Origin of the sequence: Mesorhizobium sp. M8A.F.Ca.ET.165.01.1.1 (assembly GCF_004792065.1) — a bacterium.
In the GTDB taxonomy this organism is placed as follows: Bacteria; Pseudomonadota; Alphaproteobacteria; order Rhizobiales; family Rhizobiaceae; genus Mesorhizobium.
On record NZ_SRTH01000006.1, the window covers coordinates 171,282 to 184,299 of the forward strand.

Sequence of the window (13,018 nt, forward strand, 5' to 3'; positions counted from 1 at the left end):
CCGGAGCTCCTTGCCGCCGGATCATTCTAGCGACTTCGCATCGATGCCGCGACACCGGAAGTCCGGTATCGTGCGGTGGATATCGCCGGCGCGGATCGCCCATAATCGGTAACAAGCCGTCACGGCGCTTCAGGGTTTTGACCGGCACATTCCCAAGAGTTGTTGAGTGCCGTTGTCATCTTCAATGTTGACTAGTAAGTTCATGTTTTATAGTCAACCCGGGCACCTGCCTGCCGTAACCAGGATTGGAAAGCGGCGGCCGCGCTGGAGAAATGCCATGGCCGGGGCCGAAGCCGATACCCAGACCGCATTCTGGCCGCCGTGAGAGCAAGGAAGAAGCTCGTGTCGAGACATGGTTTGTTGGCGGCGTTGGTCGCATCGGTGATCCTGGCGGCGACCGGCGCGGTGGCCCAGGAGCAACCGGCCGTCGCTGCAGCAGTAGTCGGGGCCCCTGCCGCGCCGGCAGAAGCGGCACAAGCTGCACCAGCTGTACCGGCACCCGCCCCACCGGCGGCTGAAGTACCAGCGATGCCTGCGCAGCCGCAGCCGGCGGGGACGGGCCTTGCGGGGACGATGGAGCTGAACCTGCCGCACGACCTGTCGCCATGGGGCATGTTCATGGCCGCCGACATCATCGTGAAGGCGGTGATGATCGGATTGGCGTTCGCGTCGCTCGTCACCTGGACGATATGGCTGGCCAAGTCGCTGGAAATTTTCGCCGGCAAGCTGCGTGTCCGCCATGCCGTCCGCGCGATCGGCGATGCCGCGACGTTGAAGCAGGCGAGCCGGGCGCTCGACCGCAGTGGCGGCCCCGGCGCGCTCCTGGTGCGGGCCGCCGAGGAAGAGACCGCGCTTTCGGCCGGCGCGCTCGACCATGTCGGCGGGGAGGGACTGAAGGAACGGGTCGCCTCGCGCCTGTCGCGCATCGAGGCGGCGGCGTCGCGGCGCATGTCGCGCGGCGCCGGCCTGCTGGCGACGATCGGGTCCACGGCGCCTTTCGTCGGCCTGTTCGGCACAGTCTGGGGCATCATGAACGCCTTCATCGGCATTTCGCAGGCGCAGACCACCAATCTCGCCGTGGTGGCGCCGGGCATCGCCGAGGCGTTGCTGGCCACCGCGATGGGGCTGGTCGCGGCAATTCCGGCGGTGGTGATTTACAACGTCTTTGCCCGCTCGATAGCCGGCTACCGGCAGACACTGGCCGACGCCTCGGCGGGCGTCGAACGGCTGGTCAGCCGCGACCTCGATTTCCGCGCGATAGCACCCGCGGCGGTGCTGGCGGCAGAGTAGAGGGGGCGGTGTCGTGGGAAGCAGGCTTCGACAGACCATGGACGACGATCTCGAGGAGAGCCACGAGATCAATGTCACGCCGTTCATCGATGTCATCCTGGTGCTGTTGATCATCTTCATGGTCGCAGCGCCGCTGGCGACGGTGGATGTCAATGTCGACCTGCCCGGCTCGACCGCGATGCCGGCGCCGCGGCCAGAAACGCCGATCTTCCTGACATTGAAGGATGATCTCACGCTCGCGATCGGCAACGACACCGTGCCGCGGCCGGCTTTTGCCGCCACGCTCGACAGCCGCACCAAGGGCGACAAGCAGACGCGAATCTTCCTGCGCGCCGACAAGGCGGTGGCCTATGGCGACCTGATGGAGACGATGAACCTGCTGCGTGCCGCCGGCTATCTGAAGGTCGCCCTGGTCGGCCTGGAGGCGGCGCCCGCCGGTGATGCCGCCGCACCGGTGCCAGGCGGAACGGCTGCCCCATGACACGATCGGCCGCCTCGCCCACGATGGGGCTGTCGCGCTTCGGCTTGCGCGACCTTGCCCTATGGGCATGTGCGGCCGTGCTGATGCTTGGGGCGCATGTCGCCGTTGCTTATGCCGTGCAGAATTTCAGTCCAGTCGAACCGTCGGATAGCGGGCCGCCGCCGGCGCCGGTGATCGAAATGGCGCCGATGATGATGACGCCGGCGGCACCCGAACAGGCGGCGATGCTCGATGCAGCGATTCCCGACCAGACCGAGCCGGTCGAGGAGACGGAGAAGACCGCCGAGCCCGACAAGGTAGTCGAGCAAGCCGAACCTGCTGCCGAGCTGGAGACGGTGCCGCCGGACGAACCCACGGAGATGACGGAGGTCGAACCGGTCGTCCAGCCGACCTTGGAGGATGTCGTCCCCGATATTGTCGAGACTATCGCGCCGGAGGTCGTCGTTCCGCTGCCGCGGTCAAAGCCGGCCGAAAGACACAAGGACAAGAAACCTGCCGAAGCCAAGGTCAAAAAGCCTGCCGACAAGCCCAAGCCAAGGCCGAAGAAGGAAAAGGCCGAACCACCGAAGACGGCAAGTGCCGCGAGTACCGAAGCCAAGCCAGCCGCCAAGGCAGCGGCGCCGAGATCGGCGGCCGGGTTTTCGGGTGTCAGCACCGCCAAATGGGAATCGCGGCTGACGGCATGGATCAATCGCCACAAGCGCTATCCGAGCGCCGCGAAATCCCGTCGGGCGCAAGGCAATGTGAATGTGACTTTCACCATGGACCCGTCCGGCCGGGTGCTGTCGGCGCGGGTCGTGCGTTCGTCCGGCGATGCCGAACTCGACCGCGCCGCGCTCGCGGTGCTACAGGGCGCCACCGTGCCGGCGCCGCCGCCGGAACTCGGCTCGCGCGTCATCCGTACGGCGCCGTTCGTGTTCAGTCTACAGGACTAGCGCCGCCCCGTCGCGCTACGCTGTTCTTGGTTGAGCGTGGTTGTCTTTCGCGTGTGCCTTGGGATGCATCGGGTTGCCGCTGAGCTGCGCATGTCTGGCCGGGCGTGCGCCGCGCAAGACATCGAAGGCCTCGGCATAGGCCATGCCGAGCAGATAGGAGATCATGGGAAAACGGCTTGCTTCGGCCATCTGCACCAGTTCGTTGGTCATCGTCGCGATATATTGCAGACTATCGAGCTCTGACTGACGTAGTGACTGATTTGACACCTGCTGCTCCTGTCATCGGATGGAACTCTAGGAATGCGTATGGGCTACACTGGACATGTCGAGTCGGCCAATTGATGGTCGAGCCCGCCGAATGCGGGCCAAGTTCGTACCCGCGAGTAGAAAGGTAAGGTCCGGAGAGTTAATGATTTGTTAAAATTGTAGTAAATCAAATATGATCTAAAATATCTTTCCTGGCTGTAAAGTCTAAAAAAATCGATTTTACTCAGATATGGAGTAGGCAATCGCTAGCATACGCTTTTTCGGGATATTCTTGTTCTTATTTAGCGTAAGCAAGTTGCTAATCCAGCCCGTCCCGGGCAAGGCTGACGACGAGCTGATCGACGCCGGGATCATCGAGCCTGACGACATGCGCCATGCGGATCGCATGCCTGGGCGGGATATTGGACATGTCCTGCCGCATGATGACCGACACGAATGCCGGCCCGGTTTCGGTCAGAAGCATGGCCTTGCCTCTCAGAACCGGTTCGGAGATAGGCGCCCATTGCACCGAGATCAGCGATGGCTCGCCTGTCTGGCGGCGGTTGACGCCGCTGAAATAGATCCAGTTGAGGCGCGAGATCGCCACGCCATAATGGTTGCCGCGCGCCCGCGCCCATGTCGAGCCGCGGCGCTCCGACCATCCGGTGACCCAGCGGAATGTGACCAGTTCGGCCTCGCGACGCACGAAGGTCACCGACCGCATCAGGAGGTCGGCGCGGGTCGGGATCGAAAAATAGGTGAAATAGGTGCCGCCCGCGATCGACGGGGCGGGCGGGCGGATCATCTGGGTGAACAGGCTTTCGGAGATCGGCGGCAGGCCGGGAGCCGTGGGCTCGGGGGTGCCGGGGTCCCGGTACAGTTCGGCCTCGTCGATTCGGAAGTAGTCGCAGATCAGCTTGGCGGTGGCCTTGTTGGGGACGGTCTGCCCCTGCAGGTAACGCTCGAACTGCGTGCGGTTGATGCCCAGTTCGCGGCACACCGCGCTGACGGAAGCATGGTCCTTGCAGAGCCGCCTGAGATTTGCAGCGAGATTGTCGCGAATGGACACTTTTTTGCTTCCGCGGGCGGCTTCTTCATTTCGACTCGGAATCCGTATAGCGCCTTCGGTCGCCCCCGCCGAAACGCCTTGTCACAACACACAGAAAAACTGATTTGAGAACGCCAGTCTAATGGGGCGGCTTCCAAAAAAAATAGCGCCGATCGGAAACCGGCCATCGCCATAAGTCCAATTGACAACCATTTCGCCTTGGAAAGGCGAAGTCGCTTCTGGCCATTTTTGGGGGCATTCTCGCCGGGTGATGCATCGCGATGTATCGGATGATGCTTGGGCGTTACCGCGCGGGAAAGGCGGATAATCGATTATTCCGCTGGTGGAGCTGAGGAGGATCGAACTCCTGACCTCGTCATTGCGAACGACGCGCTCTCCCAGCTGAGCTACAGCCCCGTCCAGCGGATGGCGCATTTATCGGGCGACGCGGTTTCCTGTCAAGGCGGCGCTTCACCAAAAACCCGCCCGCCGGTCGCGTGGCTGAACCCTGCCCTTGCCGGTTCGGCGCGTAGTGGCTACATGTCGGCAACAATTGGAGACCGGCATGCTCGCCCTCATTCAAACCATCGTCATGGCGCTCGACCTCTATTGGTGGGTCATCATCGCTTCGGCGATCTTTTCCTGGCTCTATGCCTTCAACGTCGTCAACTCGCGCAATCAGTTCGTCGGCAGCATCGGCAACATGCTCTACAGGTTGACCGAGCCGGCGCTGCGGCCGATCCGCCGCTTCATGCCCGACCTTGGCGGCATCGACATCTCGCCGATCATCCTGCTTTTGATCCTGTTCTTCCTCAGGCAGTTCATTCTCACCACGGTGGCGCCGCTGTTGCTGGCCTGACGATCGCATGAGCGCGCAGTACCGCATTCGCGAGAACGGCGTTGATCTGTTCGTCCGGCTGACGCCGAAGTCTTCCGTGGACCGGCTGGAAGGCGTCGAAACATCGGCGGACGGACGAAGCCATTTGAAGGCGCGGGTCCGCGCCGTGCCGGAAAATGGCGCCGCCAATCAAGCGCTGGAGAGGCTGGTCGCCAAGGCGCTGGGCGTGCCGGCATCTTCGGTTTCGGTCGTTGCCGGCGGCACGGCCCGTCTCAAGACGCTGCGCATTTCAGGCGAACCGGCGGCGCTGGCAAGAAGTGTCGATGCGCTCTGCCGTCTATCCTCTACCTGAAGTTCAATCCCCCAGCGGCAAACGCGGATCGTCGACCTTCAGCGTGTTCACGCTCTGCTTGATGCGGCGCAGGTTCTCCAGCACCTTCGGGCCGCGGGTCTCGGCGACCGATGTGACGATCATGTCGACGATCGCCAGCAGCGCGTAGCGCGACGATGTCGGCTTGTAGATGTTGCCGTCCTCGAGCGGCTGCAGGTGGATGACCGTGTCGGCGACCTTGGCCAGCGCGGAGTCGGGCGCAGTGACGGCCACCGTGGCGGCGCCATATTGCTGTGCGACCTGCACCGCCTCGATGACCGAGCGCGCATAGCCGGAGACCGAGAAGGCGACGACGGTGGTGTCCGGCGTGGCAACGGCGGCGTACATGCGCTGCAACTGGCCGTCGATCTGCGCCAGGACCGGCAGGCCCAGCCTGAACAGCCGGTTCTGCATCTCGGTCGCCATCATCGAGGAAATGCCACCCGAACCGATGCACAGAACATTGCCTGACGCCGCGAGGCGCGCGGCGACGTCGACCAGTGTCGTCATGTCGAGGTTTTCGCTGACGCGCTGGATGGAGGCGATCGCGGCTTCGGTGATGGCCGATGCGATGCGCTGTTCGCGGGCATCGCGGCTCAGCGGCTCCGGCGACAGATACTGGCCGCCGATGGCAATGGCCTGCGCCAGATAGAACTTGAAGTCGCGCAGGCCCTCGCAGCCGAGGTTGCGGCAGAAACGGGTGACTGTCGGCTCACTGACGCCGACGCGCGCGGCAATTTCCGAGATTGCTGCCTTGGAGGCGAAGTCGAGATCGGACAGAACGAGGCTTGCCAGCCGGCGATCCGACTTGGTGCCGTCCTGCGACATCAGTTGCAGCCGCGTGATGATGTCGGCCGGCGTCTTCATATTCGAGTTTCCGTCGTCATCTCAGCGGCAGGCCCGTCGCCGTGTCGAACAGATGGATGTTGCCGGGGGCGACCGAGACCGGCAGCAGGTCGCCAGGCCGGACCGGCACCCGGTCGCGGAACACGGCGCGCACAGTGTCGGCGCCAATGGTGCCGTAGACATGGGTTTCGGAACCGGTCGGCTCGACGACATCAACCTTGAGCGCCATGGCATCAGTGGCCTCGCCGACGATGAAATGTTCGGGCCGGATGCCGGCCTCCACGGCACTGCCTGCCGGCACCGGTTTGCCGGCGAGCGCAAGCCGTCCGCCGCCGGTCGACTCGAACCAGGTTCTCTCGGGCGTCGTCTTGAGCGCCCCGGAAACAAAGCTCATCGACGGCGAGCCGAGGAAGCCGGCGACGAATTTGTTGGCCGGCCTGTCATAGAGCTCCAGCGGCGCTCCGACCTGCTGGATCCTGCCGCGATCCATCACCACGATGCGGTCGGCCATGGTCATGGCCTCGATCTGGTCGTGGGTGACGTAGACGATGGTCGATTTCAGCCGCTGGTGCAGTGCCTTGATCTCGGTGCGCATCTGCACGCGCAGCTGCGCGTCGAGATTGCTGAGCGGCTCATCGAACAGGAAGACGGAGGGTTCACGCACGATGGCGCGGCCCATGGCGACGCGCTGGCGCTGGCCGCCGGAGAGCTGGCGGGGATAACGGTCGAGGTAGGAGAACAGGTTGAGGACGCCGGACGCCTTCTTGACCTTCTGGTCGATGGCGGTGCGGTCCTCGCCCCGGATCTTCGGACCGAAGCCGATATTGTCCGAGGCCTTGAGGTGAGGAAACAGCGCATAGGACTGGAACACCATGGCGATGTTGCGCTGCTGTGGCGGCAGGTCGTTGGCGCGTGTGCCGCCGATCAGGAGATCGCCGGAACTGATGGTCTCCAGGCCCGCCAGCATGCGCAGCAAGGTCGACTTGCCGCAGCCAGACGGGCCGACCAGCACCACGAATTCGCCGCTCGTGATGTCGAGGCTGATGTTCTCGAGTATCTTGTGCTGGCCGAAGGATTTCGACAGGTTGCGAAACTCGACGTCGGTCATGGTCACGCTCCCAATATGTCGTCGATGAACGGCAGGCAGCCGGCGGTCAATCCCGCGTCCACGGGCATCACCACGCCTGTTACGCCCGAGGCCCGGTCGGAGGCAAGGAAAGCCACCGCTTCGGCCACTTCCGAGGCGTTGACGATGCGGCCGAGCGGATAGAGCCGCTGCAGCTTGCCGATTATGTCGGGGTTCTTGGCGAGGCGATGGTCCCAGGCGGCGGTGCGGATCGATCCGGGGCAGACCACATTGGCGCGCACGCCGCTGCGGCCGAGCTCGACGGCGATCGATTTGGCATAGGCGTTGATGCCGGCCTTGGCAGCGGCATAGGCGGGGTTGCCGAAATGCGCGATGGCGTTGACGGACGAAATGAAGACGACGCTGCCCGAACCGCGCGCGGCCATCGCCTTGGCAATGGGATCGGCGAAAATCATCACGCCGGTCAGGTTGAGGTCGAGTTCATGCTCGATCCTGTCCGCCGTCAGCGCATCGAGCGTCTCGGCGCGCGTCCAGCCGGCATTGTTGATCAGAATGTCGGGGACGCCGTCCTTTTCGAGCACTGCGGCGACCGCGGCTTCGACCGAGGCCCGGTCGAGAAGATCGAAGACATGGCGCGAGGCAAGGTGCGGGCTCGCCAGCGCCTCCTCGGACTGGTCGCAGCCGACCACCCGTGCGCCCCTGCCGGCCAGCAGTGCGGCGATCGCGGAGCCAAGGCCGCCACCGGCACCGGTGATGACGACCGTCCTGCCTTCGAATTCGGCTCTCGAAACCACGGCGCTTGCTCCTCCGGCAGGTCAGGCAGATGCCGGCAGGCTAAAGAATGGAATGTAATTAAGCAACATCATAATCCGCTTGCATGCGGCAAATTCATCGATAATGTAGGAAAGTCACATAAATCTTGTGTCAGCACCGGCACAGGGAGCGCAAAAGCGTGGACCAAATGGGAGAGATCAGATGAACCTTGCGAAATGGACTGCCGGCCTGATGGCCGGAATGGGCATTCTGGCCTTCGCGGCGCAGGCAGAAGCTGGCGAAGTGCGGGTTACCGTCGCCGAATACAGCGCCAAGACCGGCCCCTACTTCGAAGAGGTCAAGAAAGAGTTCGAGGCGAAGAATCCCGGGATCACCGTCAAGTTCGAGGTGGTGCCGTGGGATGTGCTCCTGCAGAAGCTGACCACCGACATCACCGCCGGCACCAATGCTGATCTCTCCATCATCGGCACGCGCTGGCTGATCGACTTCGTCCAGCAGGATGTCGCCGAGCCGCTCGACAGCTATATCACGCCCGAATTCAAGGGCCGCTTCATCGACACCTTCCTGTCGCCCTCGATCATGGGCGGCAAGACCTATGGGTTGCCGATCGCCGCTTCGGCGCGCGCCATGTATTACAACAAGGAGCTGTTCGAGAAGGCCGGCATCGCCAAGCCGCCGGCAACCTGGACCGAACTGCAGGAGGATGCCCGCAAGATCAAGGCGCAGGGTGCCTTCGGTTTCGGCCTGCAGGGCAAGGAGATCGAGACCGACGTCTACTACTACTACGCCATGTGGTCGCAGGGCACCGAGATCCTCAACAAGGACGGCACGTCGGGCCTCGGCACGCCGGGCGCGCTCGAAGCCGCCAAGCTCTACAAGTCGATGATCGACGAGGGGCTGACGGAGCCCGGCGTCACCTCCAACAACCGTGAGGACGTGCAGAACCTGTTCAAGCAGGGCAAGGTCGGCATGATGATCACCGCGCCCTTCCTGTCCAACCAGATCAAGGATGAGGCGCCGAGCCTCAAATACGGCGTGGCCGCCATTCCGGCCGGGCCGACCGGCGCGCGCGGCACCTATGGCGTCACCGATTCCATGATCATGTTCAAGAACTCCAAGAACAAGGATGAGGCCTGGAAGCTGATGGACTTCCTGTTCACCACGGAGCAGCGCGCCAAGTTCACGCAAGGCGAAGGCTTCCTCCCGGTGAACAAGGAAGAGGCCAAGATGGACTATTACGTCAACAACGCCGATCTCGCCGCCTTTACCGCGCTGCTGCCGGATGCCCGTTTCGCGCCGATCATCCCGGGCTGGGAAGAAGTCGCCCAGATCACCTCGGACGCCATGCAGAAGATCTATCTCGGCGGCGACCCCGAGGCAGGCTTGAAGGAGGCGGCAGTCAAGGCCAATGCGGTGCTGAAGAAATAGGGCCGTGTTCAAGAAATAGGGCGTATCTCCCTGCGCCCGTGGCGCGCCCCCGACTCAGGCGGGGCGCGCCACACTTCTAGAAGTGTTCGGCTGCTCTCCAATGTCAGCGCCGCCCCTCATTGCCCTGCCGGGCATTTCTCCCCGCATAGTGACGGGGAGAAAGGGCTGGTCGCAATCTCGGCGCCCTTCTTGGACGCTGGTGACTGGCGAAAGCGGTGACGAAAGCACCCCCTCTCCCCGTCACTATACGGGGAGGGGATGCCGGCAGGCAGGTGAGGGGCGGCGCCGACGGCGGGAAAGAGTTCGAAACCGGGCGCCTGGGAAGAACAGGTCTGTTGGCCAACCAGCGCTACTGATGCCTCGCAAAGCGGTACAAACCAGCCGATGCAAAATCGCTTCCTGCCCTATCTCCTGACCCTGCCCAGCCTGTTCCTGGCTGCGGTGGTCATTTTCTGGCCGGTCTGGGACCTGATCCAGATCGCGACGCACGACGTCAATCGGTTTGGCCAGTTGCGGGAGTTCAGCGGCCTGACCAATTTCGCCGCGCTCACCGCCGATCCCGATTTCATCGCGGCCCTCTGGCGCACCGGGCTGTGGACGGTGCTGGTGGTCGGCGGCGCGCTGCTGGTCTCGATCCCGGTGGCGATGATCCTGAACACCGATTTCTACGGCCGTGGCCTTGCCCGCGTCATCATCATGCTGCCCTGGGCGGTGTCGCTGACCATGACGGCGGTGGTCTGGCGCTGGGCGCTGAGCGGCGAAAGCGGCATGCTGAATTCGGCGCTGATCGGGCTCGGCCTGATCGACCACAACATCCAATGGCTGGCACAGGCCGGAACCGCCTTTCCGATGCAGGTGCTGATCGGCATATTGGTGACGGTGCCGTTCACCACGACGATCTTCCTCGGCGGCCTGTCGTCGATCCCGGACGATCTCTACGAGGCGGCCGCCTTGGAGGGGGCAACGACGCTGCAGCAGTTCCGCGAGATCACCTTTCCGCTGCTGAAACCGTTCATCAACATCGCCATCGTGCTCAACACGATCTACGTCTTCAATTCCTTCCCGATCATCTGGGTGATGACGCAGGGCGGGCCGGCCAATTCGACCGACATCCTGGTGACCCACCTCTACAAGCTCGCCTTCCGCATCGGCAAGCTGGGCGAGGCGTCGGCGGTGTCGCTGGTGATGTTCGCCATATTGCTGGTCTTCACCATGATCTATGTGCGCCTCGCCATGCGGGAGCAGCGCGCATGAGCAGCAAACTGAAGCGTACCGCCATCGCGTGGCTGCTGCTGGCGCCTTTGATCGTGGTGACGATCTTCCCCTTCGCGGTGATGTTCCTGACAGCGGTGAAGCCTCGGACCGAAGTGCTGACACCCACCTGGTGGCCGAGCGAGTTCCGCTGGTCGAATTTTTCCGACATGTGGGTGGCGACCGGCTTCGGCCAGGCGCTGGCCAATTCGCTCTACGTCTCGGTGATCGCTACCGTCGGCGCCATCTTGATCTCGGTGCCCGCGGCTTACGCGATGTCGCGCTTCCGCTTCGCCGGCTACGGCGCCTTCCGCCAGTTCCTGCTGATCTCGCAGATGATTTCACCGATCGTGCTGGTGCTCGGCCTGTTCCGGCTGATGGCCGCCTGGGGGCTCGTCGAATCGACCACGGCGCTCGGCTTCATCTACATGGCCTTCAACGTCGCCTTCACCGTGTGGATGCTGCAGAGCTATTTCGACACCATTCCGCGTGACCTCGAGGAGGCGGCCTGGATGGAAGGGGCCGGGCGCTGGCTGACCTTGCGAAAAGTGTTCCTGCCGCTTTGCCTGCCGGCGATCGCGGTGACGGCGATCTTCACCTTCATCAACGCCTGGAACGAGTTCGTCGTGGCGCTGACCATGCTGCGCAGCCAGGAGAGCTACACGCTGCCGATCCAGGTGTTCTCGCTGGTCGCTGGCCGCTACACGATCGAATGGCATCACGTCATGGCGGCGACGCTGTTGGCCACCTTGCCGGTGGCGGTCCTGTTCATCTGGCTGCAGCGTTATCTCGTCCGGGGGCTGGCGCTCGGGGCGGTCAAATAGCATTCCAGCAATTCAGGAAAAGTTCCCAGCGGTTTTCCGCGCGGAATTGCGAAAGAACAAGAAGTCCACGGAGCTTTCATGCGTATCTTCACCGCCTCGCTGGCGACGGAAACCAACACCTTCTCGCCGGTGCCGACAGACCGAGCCTCGTTCGAGATGGCGTTCTATGCCGGTCCGGGCAAGCATCCGGAAACGCCGACCCTGTGCTCCTCGCCGATCGTGGCGCTGCGCCGGCGGGCGGGCGCGGAAGGTCTCACCCTGATCGAAGGCACCGCGACCTGGGCCGAGCCCGGCGGTCTCGTGCAGCGGCAGACCTATGAGGCGCTGCGCGACGAAATACTTGGCCAGCTCAAGGCCGCCTTGCCGGTCGATGCCGTCATGCTGGGCCTGCATGGCGCCATGGTGGCGCAAGGCTATGACGACTGCGAGGGCGATCTGCTGGAGCGCGTGCGCGGCATCGTCGGGCCTGGCGTGGTGATCGCCTGCGAGTTCGATCCGCACAGCCATCTGACGCCCAAGCGCGTGGCGGCGTCCGACATCATGGCCTATTTCCTCGAATTCCCGCACACCGATTTCTACGAGCGCGGCGAACACGTCGTCGAACTCGGGCTTGCCGCGGCGCGTGGCGAGATCAAGCCTGTCATCTCGACCTTCGACTGCCGCATGATCCAGGTGCTGCCGACCAGCCGCGAGCCGATGCGCTCCTTCGTCGACCGCATCAAGGCGCTGCACGGCAAGGACGGCGTTCTGTCGGTCTCCGTCATCCACGGCTTCATGGCCGCCGACGTGCCGGAAATGGGCACGCGCATCCTGGTCGTCACCGACAATGACAAGGCCAGGGGCGACGCGCTGGCGGAACAACTCGGACGCGAGCTCTATTCGATGCGCGAAAAGACAGCGATGACGATGCTTGATGCCGCCGACGGCATCGACCGGGCGCTGGCCGTACGTGCCGGGAATCCCGGCAAGCCCGTGGTCATCGCCGACGTCTGGGACAATCCCGGCGGCGGCGTTCCCGGCGACGGCACCTTCGTGCTGCGCCAGATGCTGGCGCGCGGCCTCGACAAGCTTGGCGTGGCGACGATCTGGGATCCGATAGCGGTGACCTTCTGCCTGGCGGCCGGCGAGGGCGCTGTCATAGACCTGCGTTTCGGCGGCAAGGCCGGGCCTCAAGCGGGTGAGCCGATCGACGCGCGCGTCAAGGTGCTGAAGGCTGTCAGCGAAAGCTGGCAGAGTTTCGGGCCGAGCCGCGTGACATTGGGACCGTCAGCGGTGGTGCGCATCGAAGGCACCGAGGTCGACGTGATCCTCAACACCAATCGCACGCAGACTTTCGAGCCGGACATTTTCTCCAACATTGGCGTCGATCCGCTGGCCAAGGACATGCTGCTGATCAAGTCGACCAACCACTTTTATGCCGGCTTCGAACCGATCGGCGCCGAGATCATCTATGTCTCGGCGCCGAGTTCGTATCCCAGCAACCCGGCGGCGACGAACTACACGAAGCTGACGCGGCCGATGTGGCCAAGGGTGAAGGATCCTTGGAAGGCGTGACGCTGCTGATCTCCCCCCTCGAGGGGGAGATGTCGCCGAAGGCGAC

General features: G+C 63.6%; 14 protein-coding genes and 1 tRNA gene. 9 read left to right on the top strand and 6 right to left on the bottom strand.

The genetic code is table 11. The annotated features are described in order from the left end of the window. Positions 1-342 precede the first annotated feature (342 nt). From exbB to EN808_RS18755, 3 genes are read left to right on the top strand one after another with little or no spacing between them, the layout of a single operon-like run. The gene (gene exbB, locus EN808_RS18745; RefSeq protein ID WP_135916603.1) at positions 343-1,290 is read left to right on the top strand and encodes a tonB-system energizer ExbB; all 948 of its coding nucleotides are present in this window, start codon (positions 343-345) and stop codon (positions 1,288-1,290) included. Positions 1,291-1,303: 13 nt separating this feature from the next. Continuing rightward, positions 1,304-1,771, top strand: a complete 468-nt coding sequence (exbD, locus tag EN808_RS18750) for a TonB system transport protein ExbD (RefSeq protein WP_127872884.1) — start codon at positions 1,304-1,306, stop codon at positions 1,769-1,771. Further along, on the top strand, positions 1,768-2,706 hold the full coding sequence (locus tag EN808_RS18755) for an energy transducer TonB (protein ID WP_135916604.1): 939 nt from the start codon (positions 1,768-1,770) through the stop codon (positions 2,704-2,706). Before exbD ends, EN808_RS18755 begins: the two co-directional genes overlap by 4 nt. A gap of 15 nt (positions 2,707-2,721) precedes the next feature. Here the strand turns inward: EN808_RS18755 and EN808_RS18760 are convergent, their stop codons facing one another. From EN808_RS18760 to EN808_RS18770, 3 genes are all read right to left on the bottom strand, one after another. Next, a complete protein-coding gene (locus tag EN808_RS18760) occupies positions 2,722-2,973 on the bottom strand; it encodes a hypothetical protein (RefSeq protein WP_127277088.1) in 252 nt (83 codons plus the stop codon). Between the two features lie 298 nt (positions 2,974-3,271). Then, positions 3,272-4,021, bottom strand: coding sequence for a helix-turn-helix transcriptional regulator (locus EN808_RS18765; RefSeq protein WP_127277086.1), 750 nt, complete (start codon positions 4,019-4,021; stop codon positions 3,272-3,274). Positions 4,022-4,341: 320 nt separating this feature from the next. Further along, positions 4,342-4,417, bottom strand: a tRNA-Ala gene (locus EN808_RS18770). A gap of 148 nt (positions 4,418-4,565) precedes the next feature. Here EN808_RS18770 and EN808_RS18775 point away from each other — a divergent pair. After that, positions 4,566-4,859 carry a YggT family protein gene (locus EN808_RS18775; protein ID WP_015315112.1) on the top strand — a complete coding sequence of 98 codons (294 nt, stop codon included), beginning with the start codon at positions 4,566-4,568 and terminating at the stop codon, positions 4,857-4,859. Between the two features lie 7 nt (positions 4,860-4,866). Next, complete coding sequence (locus tag EN808_RS18780) at positions 4,867-5,190, top strand: DUF167 family protein (protein WP_135916605.1); 324 nt, start codon at positions 4,867-4,869, stop codon at positions 5,188-5,190. Positions 5,191-5,193: 3 nt separating this feature from the next. Here the strand turns inward: EN808_RS18780 and EN808_RS18785 are convergent, their stop codons facing one another. From EN808_RS18785 to EN808_RS18795, 3 genes are read right to left on the bottom strand one after another with little or no spacing between them, the layout of a single operon-like run. Continuing rightward, positions 5,194-6,075, bottom strand: a complete 882-nt coding sequence (locus EN808_RS18785; protein WP_127277082.1) for a MurR/RpiR family transcriptional regulator — start codon at positions 6,073-6,075, stop codon at positions 5,194-5,196. Positions 6,076-6,091: 16 nt separating this feature from the next. Next, positions 6,092-7,162 carry an ABC transporter ATP-binding protein gene (locus tag EN808_RS18790; protein WP_127872888.1) on the bottom strand — a complete coding sequence of 357 codons (1,071 nt, stop codon included), beginning with the start codon at positions 7,160-7,162 and terminating at the stop codon, positions 6,092-6,094. Positions 7,163-7,164: 2 nt separating this feature from the next. Further along, a complete protein-coding gene (locus EN808_RS18795) occupies positions 7,165-7,935 on the bottom strand; it encodes an SDR family oxidoreductase (protein ID WP_135916606.1) in 771 nt (256 codons plus the stop codon). A 181-nt stretch (positions 7,936-8,116) separates the two neighbouring features. Between EN808_RS18795 and EN808_RS18800 the strand changes: the two genes are divergently transcribed. The 4 genes from EN808_RS18800 (at position 8,117) to EN808_RS18820 (ending at position 12,972) form a co-directional block, all read left to right on the top strand. Then, positions 8,117-9,343, top strand: coding sequence for a sugar ABC transporter substrate-binding protein (locus EN808_RS18800; protein ID WP_127277076.1), 1,227 nt, complete (start codon positions 8,117-8,119; stop codon positions 9,341-9,343). A gap of 384 nt (positions 9,344-9,727) precedes the next feature. Continuing rightward, positions 9,728-10,597, top strand: a complete 870-nt coding sequence (locus EN808_RS18810; RefSeq protein WP_135916607.1) for a sugar ABC transporter permease — start codon at positions 9,728-9,730, stop codon at positions 10,595-10,597. Next, positions 10,594-11,418 (top strand): carbohydrate ABC transporter permease, encoded by an 825-nt coding sequence (locus EN808_RS18815; protein ID WP_135916608.1) that lies wholly within the window; start codon positions 10,594-10,596, stop codon positions 11,416-11,418. Before EN808_RS18810 ends, EN808_RS18815 begins: the two co-directional genes overlap by 4 nt. A 78-nt stretch (positions 11,419-11,496) precedes the next feature. Beyond that, positions 11,497-12,972 (top strand): M81 family metallopeptidase, encoded by a 1,476-nt coding sequence (locus EN808_RS18820; protein WP_135916609.1) that lies wholly within the window; start codon positions 11,497-11,499, stop codon positions 12,970-12,972. The last annotated feature ends 46 nt before the right edge of the window (positions 12,973-13,018 follow it).